The sequence below is a fragment of the Psychrobacter sp. YGAH215 genome, from assembly GCF_007280595.1.
In the GTDB taxonomy this organism is placed as follows: Bacteria; Pseudomonadota; Gammaproteobacteria; order Pseudomonadales; family Moraxellaceae; genus Psychrobacter; species Psychrobacter faecalis.
Genome location: NZ_VKLR01000008.1, coordinates 1 through 23,148, shown reverse-complemented (window position 1 = coordinate 23,148; position 23,148 = coordinate 1). Strand labels below are relative to the sequence as shown.

Here is a 23,148-nt window from a genome sequence, read left to right as displayed (position 1 = left end):
CTAAACCTAGAAATCTTATGAAATCCATTATTAAAGCGTGGAAATAAATCGCTATATATAATAAAAAAGGACTTCTGTACTTGTTATTACAGGTTTTAAGCGTACATAATGGATACATAGCGGCCGTTTGTCATCGACCTTACATTCCAAATAAGCGTTGCCATACTCGCAAAAACCCTTTTGACTGATGCAGCATTTTATTTATGATAAGTGTTGTTTAATATCGCCAACCATTGCCATGTTGCCAATAACGCTCGAGATGTCCTTATGAAATCACTCTTCTTTATATTTACGTTGGCAGCGACAATCCCTGTGACAGGTTGCCAATCTTTTCAGTTTGTCGAAAGTCCGATACCTGTTAAAACTGTTTCTTCTAAAAGGGTGTCTTCTAAAACGCTTATTGTGGAAAATTTATCCAACGCGCGCCGACCCTCTAACGCTGTTCCCCCTCAAATCCCTTCTACTACAAATAATGGCCAATAAAAAAAGCAGCTATCGGTTTGATAGCTGCTTTTTTTATTATGAATCGAGAACACGCCTTAGTTAATTCTAATCTTCTGCAATCACTATCTGCTGTTTAGGTTGACGCTTGATAATAGTCTTAGCCAAATGATCGCCAAACCAAATGGCGGTATCAATATCGCCTGCGCCAGGCGTGACGTCAGGCGGTCCATCTAGCGACTGCGTCATCAAGCCCAAAAAGCTCGAAAGACGATTTAAATCATGCGCTTCATGTCCTGTTGGCATCAGTGGTAAACCGATCCAATTCATCCCATGCTGCATGGCATAAAGACAAATCTGTTGCAGGACGGCAAGCTTATCACCGCTCAGGCCGCCCGAATTGGCAAAACCTGCAGCCCACTTGCCTTCCCATTTACGGTGATACCAACGCTTAGAAGTCTCATCCATAAAAGTCTTAAAGCCTGCGGTCACGCTGCCCATATACACGGCACTACCGAACACCAATAAATCCGCCTGATCGACAAAATCCCAATCAACGTCATGCACATCGACCGCTTTAACCTGCGAATCTGGTAATTGTTGACGCGCGCCCGTCACCACTGCTTCGGCAACGCGTTTGGTATGCCCATAATTACTATGATAAATGACCGCCATTGAGACGCTAGTGAGATTGTTCTCATGCTCTAAAATGGCAGGCTGTGTGTCAGGTGTATTCATACGAACTCTAATAGTGACAATTAAAAATGAAATAAAAATAGAAGCTCAAGAGCTGAATCAAGCCAACTCTCTAGAAGCACTACGCGTAATAATCAATGCCATACGTCCGGTTGCAGACTGGCCAAGATGCGTTTGACGCCTATAAGAATAATAATGCGAATCCGCATAGCTGCAAGGTATTTCGGATTGACTGCTAACGGTAATGCCTGCTGCACTTAATTGGTCAGCGGCAAGCTTTGGTAGGTTCAGTTTAATCTTGTCCGCTACAGATGCTAAGACATAACGCTGTTCAAAGCTCTCAAGATGCTGTGATGACAAGGCTTGATTATCTATACAGCCTGCCAGCAGCTTATTTCGTACTTGGCTGCCGACTTCATAATTTTCTTGACTGATACAGACGCCAATCCATGCCGTGATTGGTTTATCATGATCAAAGCGCTCGGCGGTTGCCTTTATGACGCCGCACGCCAGCCCTTGCCAGCCTGCATGGATAGCAGCTATCTGTCCCGTTGCGGGCTGGTATAAAACAATCGGTACACAATCGGCGGTCATAATCGCAAGACCTAAGCCCATTTGTTGACTGACCATGGCATCGGCATCTAGCGGGCGTATAGGTAGCGCCGTCGCATCGACATCATAAACCTGCTGCCCATGAACTTGATTGAGCCAGTGTAAGCTATTAACTGGCGCACGCTGCCCCGCCGCTAATTGCTCATTAATCGCCGTTAATAGACGCATGCGATTGTTTAAGACTGTTTTGGCGTTATCATTGACATGCAAGCCTAAATTTAGCACACCATAATTTGCCTGATTATCTACCTCATTAGCCGCTTCACTATCATCGCTGCTAAAAGCTGCCGTTTGAAAAACCGTCACGTCATCAAGCTGAGCAACTAAGGTGACAGGCAGATTGTTTGTTATGTTAGGCATAGTCAGTGCACCAGTCTTATCGTTATTATTAGAGCATTACAGCCAGATTGTTACCAGACGAATATCATTATTTAATAGAGCTCATCAGATTTTATTCTTCGTCATAACCTTCGCTTAGTACCGCCATCAATTGCTGCATGTCTTCAGGAATTGGCGTGGTGACTTCAATATCTTCGCCAGTCGTTGGATGCACGAAACCTAAAGTATAAGCATGCAATGCTTGACGCGGGAAATTATTAATCGCTTGACGCTGCGCTTCTGTCAAACCCGCTCGCAATTGACGACGCCCACCGTAGACGCGGTCACCGACTATCGGATAGGTAATGTGGCTTAGATGCACACGAATCTGATGGGTACGTCCTGTTTCAAGACCGACATCTAATAAACAGTAGTTATCGTTCAGCGGTGTGACATTCAATAAATGCGTCACCGCTTCACGCCCTGCCGTCATCACCGTCATTTTGGTACGCTGATTGCGATGGCGACCAATCGGCGCATCGATACGGCGATGACGCAGTAAACTTGCCGCATCCCCTGCGACCACACACTGGTAATGACGATAGACAGACTTGTCCTTTAACTGCTCCATTAAAGCCATTTGCGCAGGCTTGGTTTTACCAATTAACAGCAGTCCTGAGGTGTCTTTGTCAATGCGGTGTACCAATCCAGCACGCGGCAAGTGGTGCTGCTGCGGATAATGATAGAGAAGCGCATTGACCAAAGTGCCCGTCTGATTGCCAGCGCCCGGATGGACAACCATACCGACAGGTTTGTTAATCACTAAGACATCATCATCTTCATAGACAACTTCGATATCGATATTTTCTGGCTGATCTTCGCTATGCTGCTGCAGTGTCGTCGATAAATGCAAGACATCACCAGCTTTGACACGGATTTTCGGTTTTTGTACCGTCCCGTTATACAGTAAGCTGCCATCAGTAATCCAGCCTTGCAGCTGGGCACGCGAGAAATCGGCAAATACTTTTGATGCCAGTTTATCAATACGTAAGCCCGCTTCGTCTTCTATGACGGTATGCGTGACATCAATAACGACCGGAACCGCTTGCCCAGCGACTACGACTGAATCCTCACTGTCTTCGTATTCATCTTCATCGTCGACAATATCGTCAGCGACCAACTCATCAAACTCATCATTGGACATATCCGGCGTTTGCTCATCAAGCGCACGCTGATGGTCATTTAATAATTCATTTGGCATTGGTAACTCTTGTGCTGACATATCGGTATCTAACGGTTGTTTCTTAGGGAAATTGGTCGTCATAGCATCATTATTCATAGCGGATTGATATAGGGTAAAGTCGCTTACAGCTTTATAAGCCGACTTCATAAGGAAACGAGATAAGAAAGTGGACTGGCGTTCACAGACCAGCAAAAATAAGGACGGTCGAAAAAAGCAGCAGTCATATCGTCATAGTGTAACATGCCAAGCGCTTATGCCCTACAGAAGCTGCGCGTTATCTGCGTTTTTATCGTTACCATTTTTCCAAAGGTAGTGAGCCGTGATGAAAATTAAGTCGCTAGCCGATGGTGACTATTTAGCAGATTAACTCTCTAAAATATGACATGGCTGTAATTTACTGTATATTTGTCCTTGTCAGCCATATTCAATATCGCTCGTGACGACGGCTCATGCTAAACTACAGACCGAAGCCAACATACATAAAGCATTAGCCCTTTAACTACAAAATAGATAACGAAAAAATAGACGAAGCAGGCGTTATTCTATAAAGTAAGCGTTGTTTTGCTGTATGCTATGGCACTGATTTTTAAAATAAGAACTTTTAAAATAATTTATTTTATTAATATGAGCAAAACGGCATTCGATAAAAATGATGTTAATAATGAGTGCGTTTACTGCTAGCGCCTATTTAGTAGCAGACCCTTAATGGATGCCGCCAGCATTGTTTTTTATTATTACCCTTATTACCCTTTTATAATTTAGCCTAATAGCGTCGCTGCTATTACGCGTCTTGTGTCGGAGAAGAAGTATGCAAGCTGTTGGCAATACGTTTATCAAACTGTCCTCAATCACCTTACTGGCGTTAAGCGTCAACTTGGTGGGTTGTCAATCGTTTAAAAACCTAACTGGCGGTAAAGACGTGGATGCGGTTGCCACTGCTGAGAAGTCTGAGCAAGGTTATTATAACGACGCCATCGCTCAGATTGATAAGGGTCGCTATACACAAGCTATCGAAGATTTGAACAATCTGCGCACTTTTTATCCAACGGGACAATATGCCGAACAAGCCTTGCTTGACGTGATGTACGCCCAATATGAAAGTGGAAAGTTCGAGGCGGCTGCGGCCAGTGCGGAGCAATTTATCAGCCTATATCCTTCTAATCCGCAAGTCAGCTATGCTTACTACGTGCGCGGCGTGGCCAATATGCAAGGCTCATCAGAAGGTCTAAAATTGTTTAAGCTCAATCAAGCTGAGCGTGATACTGCGTATTTGCGTATTGCCTTTGCTAACTTCCAAGAGCTTATCAATAAATACCCAAACAGCCCGTACGCACCCGACGCCGCTCAGCGTATGACCTTTATCTATAATCAGTTTGCTGAAAGCGAGATGAGTGCAGCCAACTGGTATGTCGAGCGCGAAGCCTATGTCGCTGCGGTCAACCGTGCTAAATGGGTGTTCCAATATTATCCATTAAGTGAATCTGTGCCTGATGCCCTCGCCGTATTGGCTTATAGCCATGAAAAGCTCGGTCTTAATGACTTAGCAAATGAGTATAAGACGCTATTGCAAATCAACTATCCAAATATGCTTAGCGCTGATGGACGCGTCAAGCTCAATACCAAACGTGAGCGTACTTTATTTAATAAACTCACCTTTGGACAATTAAACCGCTTTAATAAAGATACCTCGGTTGCGTCAGGTAACTACAATGGCGCCACCAAAACCCAAGTGATTCGCAATGCCAATCAATTAAGATTACCAAGTGATAATGCGGCAGCAGCGAATGCTAACGCCCCGTTAAATATGTCTCCTAAGCGTGCCAATAGCGGTATCAATGTAGGCTTAGGTTTGCCTGAAGCATCGACTGAGCGCGTGACGAGCCAATCGAGCACTGGCGATACTGCTAGAGAAGCCGAGGTCGACCCACAAAATATAAACCCTGTACGCCGTACCACGTTACCTGCTGAGTAAATTGATACGGCTCGCGTCTATTTTAGACGCTTAGTACCTATCATCAAAAATAAGGCCAACATTCTGTTGGCCTTATTTTTCTGTTTTTACTTATTATAATTTTTATCTACTGTCAGTTTTTTGTAGCTGATTGTCGATGCTTAATGTAATTGACCTATGGTAAACTGTTTTTTGTATGAGCATTCCTAACCATATTCTCGAACAATTAAATAGCCAAGCTGACTTAATCAGTATCATTGGGCGTCATACCACGCTCAAACGTGCGGGCAGTGAATACAAAGGCTGCTGCCCGTTCCATGGTGAAAAGTCACCATCGTTTTATGTCAATCCACAAAAAAACATCTACCACTGCTTTGGCTGTAGCGTTGGTGGTAATGCCATCAGTTTTTTACGTGACTATGAAAACCTAACCTTTATCGAAGCGGTTAATGAGCTGTCCAAACAAACGGGCATTGAAGTCCCAAAAGACGAGCAGCAAAACGTTAGCTATCAGCGCGCGCCCGTTAAACCAAAAGCTAAGCCGGCAACCAAGCCAAGACTCGCTATTCAGCCAACAACATCGGCAGCGGCAACGCAACCGCAAGCGTTTCATAGCCAGCCCGTAGCTGACAATTTAACGTCCACAAACTTGCCAACTGCTGATATGCAGCCGCCAACTTATAATGATAATTATGAAAATTATTCGCCATTAGACGCGTATGATTCGATGCCTTATACAGCCGATGACTATAATACCCATTATCAAGGTGCTAACGATCAAGACGATAATAGTTATCCGCCTGCATGGTTGACTGGTGGTAGTGGCGCTGCTGATACAACTTCTCTTTATGATGAAACTAGTGTCTCTGATAAAGACGGCAACTTGTACGAGCTATTAGAGCAAATCCAGCAGTTTTATCAGCATAATCTCACCACTCATCCGCATGCCAAGCATTACTTTTTATCACGCGGTATCACCGAAGATATTTTTGAGGCTTTTGGTCTCGGCTATGCGCCCTTTGGTTGGCAGCACCTTGAGCATCAATTCCCGCAAGATATCGAGGGGCTTAAAGCGCTAGGCTTGGTACGCCAATCAGAGTCAGGGCGCGATTACGACCTACTGCGTGACAGAGTGATTTTCCCAATTCGCGATAACCAAGGTCGCACCATTGGTTTTGGCGGTCGCGCGCTTGATGACGAGGTAAAACCTAAATATATTAACTCCTCTGACTCACCCGTTTTTCATAAGCAGCACGTCTTATACGGCTACTATGAATCTCGCCAGCAGCGCGCTGATAACTGGTTAGTGGTCGAAGGCTATATGGATGTCATTGCCTTGTATCAAGCGGGCATTTATGGTGCGGTGGCGTCGATGGGTACGGCGATTAATGAGAGCCAGATATCACGGCTGTTGACATTAAACCCTACCCTGACATTGAGTTTCGATGGGGATAGCGCAGGGCAAAAAGCCGCTTGGCGTACGCTTGAAGTGGCGCTGCCTGTGCTTGGTGATGATAAAGAGCTGCGGTTTTTAACCTTACCAAATAATCATGATCCTGATACTTTTATCAAAAGTCAGGGCGCGGACGCCATGCGCGAGCAAATTGCCAATGCCATGCCGCTATCGCAGTATATATTTGCTTATTTGAGTGAGCGTTATGATCTAAGTCTGGTCGAAGGCAAAGCCAAGCTGATGTCACAAGTGCGCGCCTTGACCACTGCCCTGCCGAAAGGTAGCAGCTTTCGTTATTTGCTCAATAATGACATTTATCAAAAGCTTGGCGGCAGGCGCAATCAAAACAAAGACGCAAGAGATGCGCTGTTAGATTTCGATGGTGAGATGACCATCAGTCAGCAGCTGCAGCTGTGTTTTTTATTCCAGCCGCGCACCTTAATCGATGACCCTATCGAAGCCATTTGGCAGCAGGCAGGTATTCATGAGCTGCTGCTACCAGCGCATATTAAACAAAAAGCCTCGGCCGATATTCTGCGCCCGCTAGCATGGGAAGATTTGCAAGATAATGCCTTGCTCGATATCGTCAGCACCATTAAGCGCTGTCTTAATTATCTACCAAAAGACGCTAATGCTGCGGCGCACTTTATTTTATCGAATGTCAAACCGAGCACCCAAGAAACGCTTAGCGGTGATTGGGGCGCTTTTTATAAAGCCCTTACTGCTCGTAATATCTTAAGTTTAGATGGCTTGGTCGAAGAGCTGGTCAGTCAACTTCTTGAACGCCACATGATGAAAAAAATTCAAGACTTGGTAAAAAACCCAGACAACATAAAACTGGCAATTGTCCGTAAGCAATCACAGTTATTGAATGATTGGCTACGCGAACAGCACGCGGAACGCTCAGCACAAATGGCCACGGTGAAATCTTAATAGCTAGGCAAAACTTTATTTATCATCGGTAGCCCTTTAAAAGTACAGCCATTGCCCCCACTATTAATGATTATGCCCAGTTGCATATTGAGCGCCAAAGCAAGCGCTGGTTAAAAAATGATAAAAACGTCATGGCTAAGAAATAATCATCAATACAGATAATAAATGCCTGCGAGATTCACTAGCTTGTGCTTGATGAGCCTGGTCTGTGTTAAACTGTGTCGCTGTATATTTCTAGCCCGATTTAATAGATGACAATACGCCCATATTATTGAGTAGCATTTTTGGTGCAAGCGCAATTTTAGCGAACAACTTTTAAAGCGTTTTTTAGACTATTCATTTTAAATGCTTTTAGATTTTAAACCGCCATTTTAAGCAAGTTTAAGTAACGGTATTTTTTAGGTAAGCGTGTTTTGACGTATTTATGCAGGAACCATTTTTAGCGGTTTTTTAGCATTGTAATTGTCGTATTTTGAGCCTTTATTCATATCCACTCATTTTTGTTATTATTGACAACCTTTACGCCATATTTTGATGAATCGATTGATTATATCAACGCACCCCGTAAGCGTTAGCGAGTCACAATATAAAAATGTCCGATACAAGCAAGCGAGTATTTATGAACGATAAGTCAGTTTCTAAGTCCACATCTCAACTGGCCACCTTAATCCAAATGGGTAAAGAGCAAGGGTATTTAACCTATGCCGAGGTGAATGACCAACTGCCCGACTCTATTACTGAAAGTGATCAGATTGAAGATATCGTGCAAATGCTAACGGACGTTGGCATTAAAATTTTTGAATCTGCGCCCGACGCCGATGACATCTTGATGAACGATGATTCAAGCGATGATGACATGGCAGCCGATGAGGCCGCAGCAGTATTGGCTTCGGTTGAGACCGAACCGGGACGCACCACTGACCCTGTACGTATGTATATGCGCGAGATGGGTACGGTTGACCTTTTGACCCGCGAAGGCGAGATTGCCATTGCTAAGCGTATCGAAGAAGGTATTCGTGATGTGCAACATGCCATGGCCTACTGGCCGGGTACGGTACAGTTTGTCCTTGATGAGTACGAAAAAGTACAAGATGGCGAGAAAAAACTGTCTGACGTTATCACAGGATTTTTAGACCCTGAAACCGAAGAAGATAAAATCGCCGCACAAGAAGCCAAAGATGCTGCTAAAGAAGAGCGCGAGCGTATCAAAGAAGAAAAAGAAAATCCGCCTGTCATCAAAGCAAAAGCCAATGCCAAATTGGCGCTTGACGATGATGATGAAGACGAAGAAGAGGTTGAAGAAGAAGCCGAAGAAGAAACCGGCGGTATCGACCCAGAAGAAGTTCGTCTGCGTTTAGAAGAAATTGAACATCTATTTATCAAAGCCAAGCAAGCCTTGCTTGATTATGGTCGTGGTAGCGTAGAAGCTGAAGCGGCTTACGCCCTACTTGCTGAGCGCTTTATGATGCTCAAACTCAATAATCGCTTGTCAGACCAAGTCATGGCAATCATGCATGATGTCTATGATGATGTGCGTAAGCATGAGCGTCAAATCATGCGTTTGGTAATTCGCCGTGGCCGTATGCCGCGTGACGAGTTCCGTAAGACATTCCCAAGCAATGAAACCAACGTCGATTGGCTGATTGAACGTATTAAAGGTAAGCCTGCGTTTGCCGGTACGCTAGAAAAAGTCGCCGACGATGTGATTTTATTGCAGCGCCGCATTCGTGACTACGAGCAGCAGCTCGATATGAAAATCCACGATATGAAAGACGTCGCACGCCGTATGGCTGTCGGTGAAGCTAAAGCACGCCGCGCCAAAAAAGAAATGGTCGAAGCTAACTTACGTCTTGTTATCTCTATCGCTAAAAAATATACCAACCGTGGTCTGCAATTTTTGGACTTAATCCAAGAAGGTAATATCGGTCTGATGAAAGCGGTCGATAAATTTGAATATCGCCGTGGTTATAAGTTCTCAACTTATGCGACATGGTGGATTCGTCAGGCAATCACCCGCTCTATCGCTGACCAAGCGCGCACCATTCGTATCCCTGTGCATATGATTGAGACTATTAATAAGATAAACCGTGTCTCTCGTCAGTTGCTACAAGAAATGGGACGTGAGCCTACACCTGAGGAATTGGGCGAACGCTTAGAGATGGACGAAGTCAAAGTCCGCAAAGTGCTCAAAATTGCCAAAGAGCCTATCTCAATGGAAACGCCAATCGGTGATGATGAAGATTCGCACCTAGGTGATTTCATCGAAGATGGTACAATTTCAAGCCCAGTTGACGATGCGACGGCGGCTGGTCTACAAGAAGCCACGCGTGATGTCTTGAGCAATCTGACTGAGCGTGAAGCACGCGTGCTTAAAATGCGCTTTGGTATCGATATGCCAACCGATCATACACTAGAGGAAGTCGGTAAGCAGTTTGATGTCACGCGTGAGCGTATCCGTCAGATCGAAGCAAAAGCGCTACGTAAATTGCGTCATCCTTCACGTTCTGAGCATCTGCGCTCGTTCTTAGAAAATGACTAATTTATCTAGACATGCTTCATTGTCTAAAAGTTTCTTAAAATTACATCAAAAAAGCTGAGCATGTCTCAGCTTTTTTGTGCCTATTATTTGATGGCGGTTATTTAATAGCTATTAGCTTATGCTATTAACTTATCTAATCAAAATATCCTAAAAACGCTGCGTTATTGCTGATATCAATTTTTTATAGCCTCTGTCTGCGCAGGCACAGCAAGCAAGCAAGAAAAATTGCTATCAGCAGCAGTATACTTAGAATTACTACAAGATGCGCTCGAGTCAGAATGTGCATTTATTGAATCATGCTTTGCGACGACTGGTGAATTTCCTGCTCCCGGTGAAGCGTATTGCCGAGCGTTTGGAGTACGTTATAAAAGCGTAATTACCCTACGGTTTTTAATTCGCATGGCCTATGCCGCACCTGTGCATTTGACTAATACCAGCGCGGCGACTTTTAATGTCTATATAAAGGTGTTGACTGAGCACATACAGCTGGCTCTGAAGCCTTATGAGCTCGACTCTGCGCAACTGGCGCTTTATACCGATGCTTATCTAGGCATTATCGATAGCTTAAGTGTGGAGTTGCTGTATGCAGAAGGGTTATATGAGCGCCGTTTTAAAGCCATGCTAATGCTCTATCATACAGCTATTGCACAGCTTAATAAAAAATAGCTTTTTAAATGTAAAACAATTTTATTAATGGTTATTTGAGCATCACTTGCTAATGATGACTGATCTCGCCTATCATAGGGACGCTCGGTTGTCTTATAACCATAAAGACCAACATTTGAATCATAAGAACCTTGTCGGGGTGCTTTGATTTTTGATGATTTAATTACCATCAAAATCATGGCTGAGAGAGTCCCGCGAACCTGATGCAGTTAGCACTGACGTAGGAAACAAGCGTGTCGATATACAAGTCACAATTACTTTATGTTTTGCCAATCTATTTAACCTAGACTGGCAAATTTATTGTGCCTTATTATCTCTTTTTTTCTGCCATTTTCTTACTGCACTTTATAACAGTAAGTGAAAACTATGGATTACCAAACACTACGCAATAACTGTCCGACTTGGGATGCTTATATTGGACATGATTTTGTCAATCAACTGGCAGCAGGAACGCTCGCCCCTGACAGCTTTCGCCATTACCTTGTGCAAGACTATTTATACTTAATTCACTATACCCGCGTGATGGCGCTGAGCGTATATAAGAGCGACACGCTGGCACAAATGCGCGTCGGTCAAGCCGGTATCAACGCCATGCTTGATTTAGAAATTGGCATGTATTTAGACTTTTGTCAGCAGTGGGGAATCGCGCTTGAGGAAGTTGAAAACGCTCCTGAATCGCCAGCCACCATTGCCTACAGCCGTTATATCTTAGATGCGGCAATGTCAGACTCGCTAGCTGAACTGTATGCTGCAATTGCACCTTGCTTGATGGGCTATGGAGAGATCGGCAAACGTATCAAAGATGAGGGTTTTATCGCGGGTAACCCTTATCAGCCATGGATTGATGTATTTTCAAGCGATGACTTTCAAGCGATTACTGCACAAAATGAAGCGCATATTAATAAGCTGCTGACAGACGCTAGCGCTACTCAAGCAGACAAATTTCAACGCTTATTTAACACCGCATCTCGAATGGAAGTCAATTTTTGGCAGCAGGCGTTAGATTTGTCTTAATTTATAAACAATCTGACTTGGTTCTAAAAAAGCCCTCTAGAATCAAAAACAATGATCAATAATAACGATCCACAAGGAAAAACATCATGGCAGCATTCGATGAACACGCAAGCGCGTATGACAGTTGGTTTTTTGACAATCAAAACTTGCTCACCAGCGAACTAAAACTGGTCGCACACTTCTTAGATAAAGACCGTGAGATATTGTCGGTCGGCTGTGGTAGCGGACTATTTGAGTCTTTACTGGCAAAAGACTATGACATTCATATCAAATATGGTATCGAGCCGTCAAAAGACATGGCCGAAGTCGCTGAAAAGCGCGGCTTACAAGTAGATATCAGCCCAGCCGAAACCTGCGAGATTGAGCCCAATAAGTTTGACATCATCATGTTTAACGGCAGCGTCAGCTATATCAGCGATTTAGATATCTGTATCAAAAAAGCCTTTGACGCTCTAAAAACGGGCGGCAAACTTATTCTGATTGATGTACCAAAAGAAAGTGGCTTTGCCAGCTTATATAACCTTGCCAGCGCGGTAGATACGTGGGAGCATCCACTACTTGCGCACATCTCGCCTGCTGATCCTTATCCTATCGAGCTGGTGAAGTCAGCTAACTGGCGTACCTCTGATGAAAAAATCGCCTTAATGCAAGCCAATGGTTTCGTTGATTTTGAATATGCGCAGACTTTATTGACCCATCCTATGTATGCCAACGACAAAGTCCAAGAGGTCATCGAAGGCTATGATCGCGGCGACTACGTGGCAATTTGTGGTTATAAAAAATAACGGTTTTAATGTGCGTTATCGCTGGCTGACACTTGAATAATACGCCGAACGCCCTTATAAATGGTGCATAAAGCGCTTATCATATTTCAATAAAAAATAAGGACCACATCATGACTGATGATCCAAAAGACACCACTACTCCAAACACTGACAACTCGAGCACCGAAAGTCAAGGCAGCAATGCTAGTCCAACGTCGAAAAGAGAAGTTAAAGTGACAGAATTGGTCGCTAATGACGGTATCTTAAAAGGCAAAAAAACTGACGTGCAAAACCCTGAGCTGTGGGAGTTCCCAATGAACTATCCAATGAGCATCATCGGTCATGAAGGTGAGCACGAAAGCTTGCTTAATGAAGTGAAGCTTATCTTGGGTAGCCAATTCCCTGAGTTTGATTTGGCCTCTATGGAAGTCAAACCCTCAAAAACAGGACGCTTCCATTCGGTACGTGCCAATTTATACTTAACCACCGTTGAGCAAGTGAACACGCTTTATGCGGCGCTTGATAATGCAAAAACCGTACGTATGGTGGTTTAACGGTAGTTTTGCTAATTTTATAAAATCTAGCCCGTTTTTCATCCGAATCGTCACTCATATGGGTGGCGATTTTTTATTGTCTGCGGTACAATCTCCACCCGAAATATAACTGCCATTTAGACAATTTGCCCTTATAAATTTAACCAACAATAAAAAGTAAATCCGCGCCATTTTTTACAAAACTTTTATTATTTTTCTTATCGGCGTCTAACCCTTATCCCATCGTCCTTTGCCAAAATTTGGACACGCTTTACCCTCGCATCAACATAGTTTGCCCTTAAAATCAATATAGCATTTTCAAAATTTTCCCGCTATATTGTGTCCACCTACTAACAAATACGCTATATGTAGTGCTCAGTGATTTGAACCGTCACTATGAGCCGCGGCATCGTTTTGCCTAAAAAAAACACCTGCCATGACAGGATGTCTTGTCTTAAAACAGATAGCGTAAAAGATAGCGTGACAAAGCATGTCTGCCAGATTTAACCGCGCAGCAGCCTATAAAGCAACATTATAAATAACTACCTAGCAATCAACTTACGAGGTCAGCATGACACATATCGATAATATCAAAGTAACCAAACGTGATGGACGTTTAGAGCCCATTGATTTAGACAAGATTCACAAGGTTATCGAGTGGGCAGCTCATGATTTAGATAATGTGTCGGTATCGCAAGTTGAGCTAAAGTCGCATATTCAGTTTTATGACGGCATCAGAACGCGTGATATTCACGAAACCATCATCAAGTCAGCCGCTGACCTTATTTCTGAAACCACACCTGACTATCAGTATTTAGCCGCGCGCTTGGCAATCTTCCATTTACGTAAAATTGCTTATAATAAATTCACCCCGCCGCATCTGTATGACCATGTCAAAACGTTGACCGATGCTGGTAAATACGACGAACATATTCTAAAAGACTATAGCCGCGCAGAATTTGATGAATTAGAAGCATACCTCGACCACTGGCGCGATATGAATTTGGCTTATGCCGCCGTTGAGCAAATGGCGGGCAAATACCTTGTCCAAGACCGCGTGACCAAAACCGTTTACGAGAGTCCGCAGTTCTTATATATGCTCGTTGGCATGTGTTTGTTTGCCAACTATGAAAAGAGCGAGCGCTTAAGCTATGTCAAACGCTTTTATGATGCGACCTCACAATTTAAAATCTCGCTACCAACGCCTATCATGTCAGGTGTACGTACGCCGTCGCGCCAGTTTAGCTCGTGCGTCCTAATCGAATGTGGTGATAGCCTAGACTCTATCAACGCCACCACCAGTGCCATCGTCCGTTATGTGTCGCAGCGCGCTGGTATCGGCATCAACGCTGGTCGTATCCGCGCCCTTGGTAGCCCTATCCGTGGCGGCGAAGCACAGCATACTGGCTGTATTCCATTTTACAAACTGTTCCAAACGGCGGTGAAATGCTGCTCACAAGGCGGCGTGCGTGGTGGAGCGGCGACGTTATTCTACCCATTATGGCATTTAGAAGTTGAGTCATTATTGGTGCTAAAAAACAACCGCGGCGTCGAAGACAACCGTGTCCGTCATATGGATTACGGCGTCCAGTTAAATAAAACCATGTATACCCGTTTGATTAAAGGTCAAGATATCTCGCTGTTTTCACCGTCTGATGTTCCGGGTTTGTATGATGCATTTTTTGAAGATCAAGACACCTTTGAAGAACTATATACCAAGTATGAAAACGACCCTAATATCCGTAGCCGTCAAATTCCAGCAACAGAATTGTTTAGCCTGATGATGCAAGAGCGCGCCAGCACTGGTCGTATCTATATCCAAAACGTCGACCATTGCAACACGCATAGCCCATTTGACCCGACAGTTGCACCGATTCGCCAGTCAAACCTATGTATGGAAATCGCCCTGCCAACAAAGCCACTTGATAATATCAATGACGAAACTGGTGAGATTGCCCTTTGTACCCTATCAGCAGTCAACTTAGGTAAAGTCGAAAACGTGAGCGATATCGAAGAGCCAGCCGAACTCATCGTCCGTGCGCTTGATGCCCTGCTCGACTATCAAGACTATCCGGTCAAAGCCGCTGAAAACGGTAGTATGCGTCGCCGTACCTTAGGTGTTGGCGTGATTAACTATGCGTATTACTTAGCGAAGAATGGCGTACGCTATTCAGACGGCAGCGCGCATGGTCTAACCCATCAAACCTTTGAAGCGTTGCAATTTTATCTCTTGAAAGCGTCAAACAAATTGGCAAAAGAGCAAGGCGCTTGCCCTGCGTTTAATGAGACTACTTACTCGCAAGGTATCCTACCGATTGATACCTATAAAAAAGACTTGGATCAAATCTGCCAAGAGCCGCTACATCTCGATTGGGAAACGCTACGTAGCGAGATTACCACTCACGGTCTGCGCAACTCTACCCTAACTGCTTTGATGCCGTCTGAGACTTCTAGTCAAATTGCCAACGCCACCAATGGTATCGAGCCACCACGCGGTCTGGTGTCTATCAAAGCGTCAAAAGATGGTATCTTAAAGCAAGTAGTACCTGAGATTGACAAGCTAAAAGGTCAGTACGAGCTACTATGGCAAATGCCGAACAATGACGGTTACCTAAAGCTGGTTGCCATTATGCAAAAATTCGTCGATCAAAGTATCTCTGCCAATACCAACTACGATCCGGTTCGTTATGAAGGTGGCCGTGTACCAATGAAGATATTGCTAAAAGATCTGCTAAACGCGTATAAGCTTGGCGTGAAGACGTTGTACTACCATAACACTCGTGATGGTGCGAACGATGCGCAAGCGGATATGGAAGATGATTGCGCAGGCGGTGCTTGTAAGATTTAGGTTTTACGATTAGGGAAGAGCTTTAACCTAAAAGTTATCTGAAGAGAGAGAAATATACATGTCATGGATAATTTATCTTACAAACTATCCATGACTCGTTTCTCGTTAAAGAGCGAGTAAATTTATTTTTATAAAAAGATTCTTCACATATGGATATAGTTACTCTAGCACCTTATGCTACGTTCGCAATTCTGCTCCTAGCTTTATTGAACTTCCTATTAAATATGAAGGACAGGAGGAATAAACAAGAAATTGAAACAAGGAAAAACTTTCTTAATCATACTGCATGGACTAACGAAGGCGATATAAATTCTCAAGATTTCAACTTTATCACCCTTAGAGTTCACGACATTTCATCTTATATTTTTAATGGTACTATTGAGTATCATACATTTGAAGATGATCACATTAAAAATAAAAACTTAGTTTTCTATTTTAGAAAATCTAGTGGTAATTCTATTTATATAACAGTTAGAGAAACGAATGGTTATCAGGAGTTTGGAGAACATAAGGCGAAGTTAAAACGTATAAACCCTGAACTTTTCCACCTTAACTTTAAAAGTAGTATTTTCCGTAGAAAAGCCAATTTTGATTTTCAACTCCCAAGCGAGCTTAAAATCCATCCAGTTGATGGCTATAAAGTAAATGATGATTCAAATAGTAATCATGATAAGAAACTTCTTACTAACGATATTATCAATGCTATATCGCCTGAGAGAAATTATGATAAGGTCAAAGAGTTATTAGGCATACCAGATAAGACCATTGAGGACCACTCTGTATTCGAAGATGACGACATTCGAAAAGATGATAAACAAATTACTTCAGACCTATATTTTTTAAAAAATGCGTATCTCAAAGTCACTACTCTTGATAAGGTATCGATATATTCTCTGACAGTGTTTGGGTACGGTTCAGATATAAGTCTACCTGATATACATTACATTGGAGAAATCTCTAGAAACGAATCTAGCGTAGCTATAGTTGATGAAGAAATGCTCAATGGAGCTCGTTTTGCCTCAATTAGGACAATGAGAGATAGTGCAGCTGCTATACAACATCGCATTGGACCGCCCTTCTATAAGTGTTTAACATATTTTGTACATGGGTATATTGATGACGATGAAGACTACAATAGTTTGATAGGTAGAGAAATTATTGGTTTTTGTATATCTGATGGAGACATGTCATTTTATATATATGACTATGAGATGAGATGATTAGCAAGCGGTAGCTTAGTTGGATCTTGCGACACCCAACTCTTTCAACACTTGAATTATTGGGTCTCGTTCTTTAACACCAACCTACTTACAACTTTGAAATTCAAAATAAAAAAATAAGACCTAATTTTCGTGCTAATATTAGCCCTATATTTAGAACATAATTTTAGCGGGAGAATAAATCATGCAACCCATATTTGCCACACAAACAGCCAGTATCTCAGAGCTTAAGACCAACCCTTCGGCACTGATTAAACAATCAGACGGTGAGTCTATTGCTATTTTAAACCACAATAAACCTGTCGCTTACTTAGTTTCCACAGACATGTATGAGCGCATGATGGAAGCGATGGACGATATGGCATTAAGCCAAACTGTCAGCGCAAGAATGAATGACGGCCAAACACCTATAAAGGTAAGTTTGGATGACTTATAATCTTGAATTTCATCCTTTAGCATTAAAAGAATGGAAAAAGTTAGCGCCCAGTATTCAGCAGCAGTTTAAGAAAAAATTACAGCAGCGATTATCAAACCCTCGTGTGCCTGCGTCGAAACTTTCAGGACATACAGACGCCTATAAAATCAAACTACGCACCATAGGCTATCATTTGGTTTATACCATCAAAGATGACGTAGTGGTGGTTTACGTGCTAGCCGTAGGCAAAAGAGAAAATAACAAAGTATATGAGGCGCTTGCGACTCGCCAGCCATAATTAAAACACAGAAAGAATAAAAATGACGGAGGTCATAGACGTGCAATATACCGCAATCATCAAAGACGGTGGTTTGTTTATCCCTAATGTATTTTCCGATCTAAACGATGGTAACTCGCATATCGTGCAGGTAGCAGTCGATATCGATGACGTTCGTCAGCAATTAGATAGTAGCGCAGTAGAAAAGATGGACGCGCCAAGACCAGCAAAAAAACCCGTTAAAAAGCAGACAAAAAAAGAAGTTCAGAAAGCCGTAGACGTGGAGTTAAGTACACTGCGTAAAAGTGCTATCGATGAGCTAGAAGGCTTAGACGATAGTGAGCTTAGCGAGATATTTAAAGCCTATATGAATGATGGTCAAGAACAGACGCAAATATCTTTAGAGAACCTATAACACCGTTTTGCCCGTATTCTTTAGACGGTATTTTAAAACTTTTGATTCACAACTGTAGCACTTATAAAGGTGGAACTATGACTTACTCGATTTTTTCTCAAACGCCAAACAATGCGCTAACAGAGCCGATGTTTTTTGGTCAGCCGGTCAACGTGGCGCGTTATGACCAACAAAAACACCCTATCTTTGAGCAGTTGATTGAAAAGCAGCTGTCATTCTTTTGGCGTCCAGAAGAAGTCGACGTTTCAAAAGACCGTATCGATTATGGCAACCTGTCGTCGCATGAGCAGCACATCTTTATCAGTAATCTAAAATATCAGACCCTACTCGACTCTATCCAAGGTCGTAGTCCAAACGTGGTGCTATTGCCGCTGGTGTCAATTCCTGAGCTTGAGACGTGGATTGAGACTTGGACGTTTTCTGAGACCATTCACTCGCGCAGCTACACCCATATCATTCGTAATATCGTCAATGATCCCGGCGTGGTCTTCGATGACATTATGCAAAACGAGCACATCTTAGAGCGTGCCTCTGATATCGCCAAGTACTACGATGATTTGTACTACGACTCTCAGCTTTACAATATGTATGGCGCAGGCACGCATACCGTCAATGGCAAAGAAGTGACGGTTAGCTTAAAATCGCTGAAAAAGCAGCTGTATTTGTGCTTGATGGCGGTTAACGTCCTAGAAGCCATTCGTTTTTATGTGTCATTTGCCTGCTCGTTTGCCTTTGCTGAGCGTAAGCTGATGGAAGGTAACGCTAAGATTATTAAATTAATCGCCCGTGATGAGGCGCTGCATTTAACCGGTACGCAGCATATCCTAAACTTGATGCGTAATGGTCGTGACGATCCAGAAATGGTTGAGATTGCCAATGAATGCTATGCAGAAAGCATCGAAATCTTTACCAAAGCGGCGCAGCAAGAAAAAGAATGGGCGGGTTATCTGTTTAAAGACGGCTCAATGATCGGCTTAAATAAAGATATCCTTTGCCAATATATCGAATATATCACCAATTTACGAATGGAAGCGGTTGGCTTGCCAGTCGCGTTCCCGAACTCAAAATCAAACCCTATTCCATGGATTAATACTTGGTTGTCGTCTGATAACGTGCAAGTTGCGCCGCAAGAAACGGAAATCAGCTCGTACCTGGTCGGTCAAATTGATTCAGATTTATCCAATAGCGACTTTGACGATTTTGAACTTTAAACGTTTAACTTTACACACATTATTGTCATGGCTTAATCTTACTATTTTAAGGTTAGGCCGCTATCGTTTTAGTAAGATTTTATGATTAAAAAGTACCATTAAAGACAACTTTACATGCGATGGGAAAATTAAGATAAGGTTGAATTATGACTTGGGTAATGACGAGTAAGAAGCAATTCTACTTGCATGATGACGAAAGTCTGCTCGATGGATTGCTACGCACCGGACACGATATCAATTATCAGTGTAAGGAAGGCTATTGTGGCAGTTGCCGCATCAAGCGCATCGCCAGCTCACACGTTATTGATTATCCGTTTGAGCCGCTTGCTATGATTGAAGAAGACGAAATATTGCCCTGCTGCTGCCGCGTGCAAGGCGTCATTTATATCAATCACGAGCTAATAGAAAAGTAGCTGCCAAATTTATAGAGTTATGATTAAAAAAACATGCTAATAAAAAAGCGCGCTATCTTCAAAATAGCGCGCTTTTTTTATTTTTTAAATTCCACAGTAATATGTGTAAACCATACTTTTATAAAGGTGCGCCATCTCTTTCAAATAACTGCAATAGCTCTTCGCGCATACGGTCACGCTCCGCTTCTGACATCATTGGCACTTCTTCTCCATCATTTTGTAGACTAGGATCGCCCATACCACCTAGCGTTTCATCGTGAATGATAACAGGGCGCGCCATTGGCTCTTGCGCTGGACGCTCTTCTAGCAGGATTTTTACTTGCTTGTTTTTGCCTTGGCGCAGGACTTGAGCGTTAAGCGTGGTATTTGGTGCTTTACGAGCGACATACTGGATTAAGGTATTGGCATCGGTCATCTCAATACCGTCGATTGACAAAATGATATCGCCAATGCGTAAGCCACTCTTAGCTGCTGGACTTTTAGGCACGACATTAAATACTTCGACCCCAGTTGAAGTTTCAAGCTGGGTTGGGTCGCGTAGCTGCGATTGGATTTCGATACCGAGCCAACCACGGCTAACCTTTCCATCTTTAATAATCGCATTCATCACTTGCTCAACGATGGCAGTAGGAATGGCAAAACCAATACCCATCGAACCACCAGAGCGCGAGTAAATAGCGGTATTAATACCAATAAGCTCGCCGTAAGCATCAACCAGCGCGCCACCTGAGTTACCCGGATTGATCGCCGCATCGGTTTGGATAAAGTCTTCAAACTTATTAACGCCCAGTCCTGTTCGCCCTGTCGCCGAGATAATACCTTGCGTCACCGTCTGACCAACCCCGAATGGATTACCAATCGCCAATGCCACATCGCCAACACGGATAGGGTCTTTACGGAAACCAAGGGGCGTCAAATCAGTCATATCAACTTTAATCACTGCCAAATCACTGTCTGGATCGGTACCAATCAATTTCGCACGACTCTTGCGCCCATCATTAAAGGCCACCGTAATTTCATCAGCTTTTTCAAGGACATGAGCGTTGGTCACGATATAACCATCTTCTGAAACAATGACCCCAGAACCCAAGTTGGTATTGCCCTGCTCTTGGGACGGCCCACCATGAAACTCAAAAAATCGGCGCAATACTGGATCGTTCATATAAGGGTGTTCGGCCATCGTCTGCGTAGTATAGATATTGACGACAGATTGTGACGCGCGAGCAACGCTATTATGATAAGAGGCAATCGGTGCTGGTGTATCGGACGCCGGCGCTGACGCTTGCTGCTCGGCAGGCGTCGTTCTAGGCGGCTCCCATGCTTGCTCTGATGCCGTCTTCATACTCGTAAACAACCAAATAAACGCTGCAAACACTATCAGCAACAAAACCCAAGGCAACCACGTTAACGCGCCGGCCTTGTTATTGGTATTCCTAGATGACGACATATAAAAACCTCTCTATTTTAAAAATAGTTTTGTGAAAACAGTTTGGTAAAAACAGTGAATGAATGATGACTATACGCAAACGCTTCTCGTTGGGCAATGATGCCTAATAATACCTAAGACAAGATTGAACGCACGACAGATCATATAGATTCAGGTATGCAAATTATAACTGGCAACATCGATAAATAGTAACGTATCGTGTACCGTTTCAGTTATCCGCGTTATCTACTCTTTTACAGCGCCATGCTAAAATGGCGCTATTAAACACCCTAACGACTTAGAGCAAAGTTAATTATAAACAGATATTTTGCTTATTTAGCGGCAATACTTACTGCATTGAACGCTTGAAATTTGTAAATAACAAACAATCAAGAACCGTCCGTAACGGCAACAATTATAAGGAAAGACCATGACCGAACACAATAGCTCGACCGAAACCTTAAACCAGCTTTCAAATCAGTTCTCAAGTCAGTTTTCAAGCCAAACGCCAAATAAGACGATTAGCGCACAAGCTTTGACGGATTTTTGTGACGACTACTTATCAGCAGCAGCCTTTAAAGACTATGCACCAAATGGCTTGCAAGTAGATGGCGGGCGACCTATCGGTCGTATTGTCACCGGTGTCACCGCCTGTGAGGCGTTGATTGATGCCGCGATTGCTGATAACGCCGATGCTATCGTGGTGCATCATGGCTATTTTTGGAAAGGCGAGCCTGAGACCATCACAGGCATGAAAGGTCAACGTATCCGCAAACTGATGCAGCATGGCATTTCTTTGATTGGCTACCACCTGCCACTCGATGCCCATCCTATTATTGGCAATAATGCCAAACTCGCTGAGTTACTCGATATGAATATCATCGGCGCGCTTTATCCTCATGAGTCGTATCCGGTTGGCAATATTGCCAGCTGCCAGCCGCAAAGCGCTCAAAGCCTTATTACCCAGATTACCGCTGCCCTCGGACGAATACCGTTACACATTCCCGCTGCCTATAACGCCGCACCCAACGCTGAGCCTACGCAAGCGGACAGCAGATTAATTGAACGCGTGGGTATCTGTACAGGCGGCGCGCAAGATATGATTGAGCAAGCAGCGCTGATGGGCTGTGATGCTTATATTTCTGGTGAAATATCAGAGCGCACTACCCATAGCGCCCGCGAGCTTGGCATTGATTATTTTGCCTGCGGTCACCATGCGACCGAGCGCGGCGGTATTCAAGCGTTGGGCGAACTACTGGCTGAGCAATTTGGCTTGCCCGTGACTTTTATTGACATTGATAACCCAGCCTAACCATTAAGCTCCGCTTGATAATCAAACAGTTTTATTTACCTACAATTGTTTTTTCTCAGTTGAAGCACTAAGTTTATTAAGCGTTAATATTAATATTTTGCGTCAAATACAGAAAATGCTGCTTAGGCGCAATCTTTTCTTATAGCACTTTTTGTCACTGGGTCAGCCAAAACAAAGGCGTTTTTTACCGTTTATAGTGCTATTGTTAAGTTTTATCGCTAATTTATTAACTCCACTTGAATAATATAATGAATATCCGCATATTAGTTCCTGAAGAAAGAATGTCTTGTCATGAGACTTCCCATTTTTATAGCTTCCGGTTATGGCGCTAAAATTTTTTTCATCGATTAAAGCTCTATTTTTTAATAAATTAGGGCGTGTTGAACATTCATAATTTGAGCCAGATATAAGCACAAGCAAGAGCGACTGTATTTTCATAACTCTGCTT

Annotated in this window: 20 protein-coding genes and 1 riboswitch; of the genes, 15 read left to right on the top strand and 5 right to left on the bottom strand. The window is 43.3% G+C overall.

Annotation, left to right across the window (positions count from 1 at the left end):
- Window positions 1-549: 549 nt before the first annotated feature.
- The 3 genes from FOR85_RS04435 to FOR85_RS04425 all read right to left on the bottom strand — a co-directional run bounded on the left by FOR85_RS04435 (window position 550) and on the right by FOR85_RS04425 (window position 3,271).
- A complete protein-coding gene (locus FOR85_RS04435; RefSeq protein ID WP_144296889.1) occupies window positions 550-1,179 on the bottom strand; it encodes a flavodoxin family protein in 630 nt (209 codons plus the stop codon).
- A gap of 57 nt (window positions 1,180-1,236) precedes the next feature.
- Entirely contained in the window at window positions 1,237-2,109 is an 873-nt protein-coding gene (locus FOR85_RS04430; protein ID WP_223808504.1) for a polyphenol oxidase family protein, read from the bottom strand.
- Window positions 2,110-2,200: 91 nt separating this feature from the next.
- Window positions 2,201-3,271, bottom strand: coding sequence for an RluA family pseudouridine synthase (locus FOR85_RS04425; protein WP_373681938.1), 1,071 nt, complete (start codon window positions 3,269-3,271; stop codon window positions 2,201-2,203).
- Window positions 3,272-4,118: 847 nt separating this feature from the next.
- Between FOR85_RS04425 and FOR85_RS04420 the strand changes: the two genes are divergently transcribed.
- The 14 genes from FOR85_RS04420 to yfaE all read left to right on the top strand — a co-directional run bounded on the left by FOR85_RS04420 (window position 4,119) and on the right by yfaE (window position 19,962).
- Window positions 4,119-5,282: an outer membrane protein assembly factor BamD gene (locus FOR85_RS04420; protein WP_144296888.1), complete on the top strand. Its 1,164-nt coding sequence runs from the start codon at window positions 4,119-4,121 to the stop codon at window positions 5,280-5,282.
- A 175-nt stretch (window positions 5,283-5,457) separates the two neighbouring features.
- Window positions 5,458-7,647 carry a DNA primase gene (locus FOR85_RS04415; protein WP_144296887.1) on the top strand — a complete coding sequence of 730 codons (2,190 nt, stop codon included), beginning with the start codon at window positions 5,458-5,460 and terminating at the stop codon, window positions 7,645-7,647.
- A 619-nt stretch (window positions 7,648-8,266) separates the two neighbouring features.
- Complete coding sequence (rpoD, locus tag FOR85_RS04410) at window positions 8,267-10,186, top strand: RNA polymerase sigma factor RpoD (protein ID WP_144296886.1); 1,920 nt, start codon at window positions 8,267-8,269, stop codon at window positions 10,184-10,186.
- Window positions 10,187-10,411: 225 nt separating this feature from the next.
- A complete protein-coding gene (locus FOR85_RS04405) occupies window positions 10,412-10,852 on the top strand; it encodes a hypothetical protein (RefSeq protein ID WP_144296885.1) in 441 nt (146 codons plus the stop codon).
- A 125-nt stretch (window positions 10,853-10,977) separates the two neighbouring features.
- Window positions 10,978-11,096, top strand: a riboswitch (TPP riboswitch).
- A gap of 122 nt (window positions 11,097-11,218) precedes the next feature.
- Window positions 11,219-11,866, top strand: coding sequence for a thiaminase II (gene tenA, locus FOR85_RS04400; RefSeq protein ID WP_144296884.1), 648 nt, complete (start codon window positions 11,219-11,221; stop codon window positions 11,864-11,866).
- Between the two features lie 86 nt (window positions 11,867-11,952).
- On the top strand, window positions 11,953-12,651 hold the full coding sequence (locus FOR85_RS04395) for a class I SAM-dependent methyltransferase (protein ID WP_144296883.1): 699 nt from the start codon (window positions 11,953-11,955) through the stop codon (window positions 12,649-12,651).
- 221 nt (window positions 12,652-12,872) lie between these two features.
- Complete coding sequence (locus FOR85_RS04390) at window positions 12,873-13,184, top strand: DUF493 domain-containing protein (protein WP_342343299.1); 312 nt, start codon at window positions 12,873-12,875, stop codon at window positions 13,182-13,184.
- A gap of 550 nt (window positions 13,185-13,734) precedes the next feature.
- Complete coding sequence (gene nrdA, locus FOR85_RS04385) at window positions 13,735-16,011, top strand: class 1a ribonucleoside-diphosphate reductase subunit alpha (RefSeq protein ID WP_144296881.1); 2,277 nt, start codon at window positions 13,735-13,737, stop codon at window positions 16,009-16,011.
- Between the two features lie 149 nt (window positions 16,012-16,160).
- Complete coding sequence (locus FOR85_RS04380) at window positions 16,161-17,231, top strand: hypothetical protein (RefSeq protein WP_144296880.1); 1,071 nt, start codon at window positions 16,161-16,163, stop codon at window positions 17,229-17,231.
- 184 nt (window positions 17,232-17,415) lie between these two features.
- Window positions 17,416-17,667, top strand: a complete 252-nt coding sequence (locus FOR85_RS04375) for a type II toxin-antitoxin system Phd/YefM family antitoxin (RefSeq protein ID WP_144296879.1) — start codon at window positions 17,416-17,418, stop codon at window positions 17,665-17,667.
- Window positions 17,657-17,944 (top strand): type II toxin-antitoxin system RelE/ParE family toxin, encoded by a 288-nt coding sequence (locus FOR85_RS04370; RefSeq protein ID WP_144296878.1) that lies wholly within the window; start codon window positions 17,657-17,659, stop codon window positions 17,942-17,944. Before FOR85_RS04375 ends, FOR85_RS04370 begins: the two co-directional genes overlap by 11 nt.
- 22 nt (window positions 17,945-17,966) lie before the next feature.
- A complete protein-coding gene (locus FOR85_RS04365; RefSeq protein ID WP_223808503.1) occupies window positions 17,967-18,338 on the top strand; it encodes a hypothetical protein in 372 nt (123 codons plus the stop codon).
- A gap of 77 nt (window positions 18,339-18,415) precedes the next feature.
- Window positions 18,416-19,549 carry a class Ia ribonucleoside-diphosphate reductase subunit beta gene (gene nrdB / locus FOR85_RS04360; protein ID WP_144296877.1) on the top strand — a complete coding sequence of 378 codons (1,134 nt, stop codon included), beginning with the start codon at window positions 18,416-18,418 and terminating at the stop codon, window positions 19,547-19,549.
- 146 nt (window positions 19,550-19,695) lie between these two features.
- Window positions 19,696-19,962, top strand: a complete 267-nt coding sequence (gene yfaE / locus FOR85_RS04355; RefSeq protein ID WP_068408173.1) for a class I ribonucleotide reductase maintenance protein YfaE — start codon at window positions 19,696-19,698, stop codon at window positions 19,960-19,962.
- Between the two features lie 118 nt (window positions 19,963-20,080).
- On the opposite strand, the gene FOR85_RS04350 is transcribed toward yfaE, so the two are convergent.
- The gene (locus FOR85_RS04350) at window positions 20,081-21,409 is read right to left on the bottom strand and encodes a S1C family serine protease (protein ID WP_144296876.1); all 1,329 of its coding nucleotides are present in this window, start codon (window positions 21,407-21,409) and stop codon (window positions 20,081-20,083) included.
- Between the two features lie 409 nt (window positions 21,410-21,818).
- Between FOR85_RS04350 and FOR85_RS04345 the strand changes: the two genes are divergently transcribed.
- Entirely contained in the window at window positions 21,819-22,700 is an 882-nt protein-coding gene (locus tag FOR85_RS04345; RefSeq protein ID WP_144296875.1) for a Nif3-like dinuclear metal center hexameric protein, read from the top strand.
- A 162-nt stretch (window positions 22,701-22,862) separates the two neighbouring features.
- Here the strand turns inward: FOR85_RS04345 and FOR85_RS12750 are convergent.
- On the bottom strand, window positions 22,863-23,148 hold a 286-nt coding region (locus tag FOR85_RS12750), incomplete at its 5' end, for a hypothetical protein (protein ID WP_223808502.1).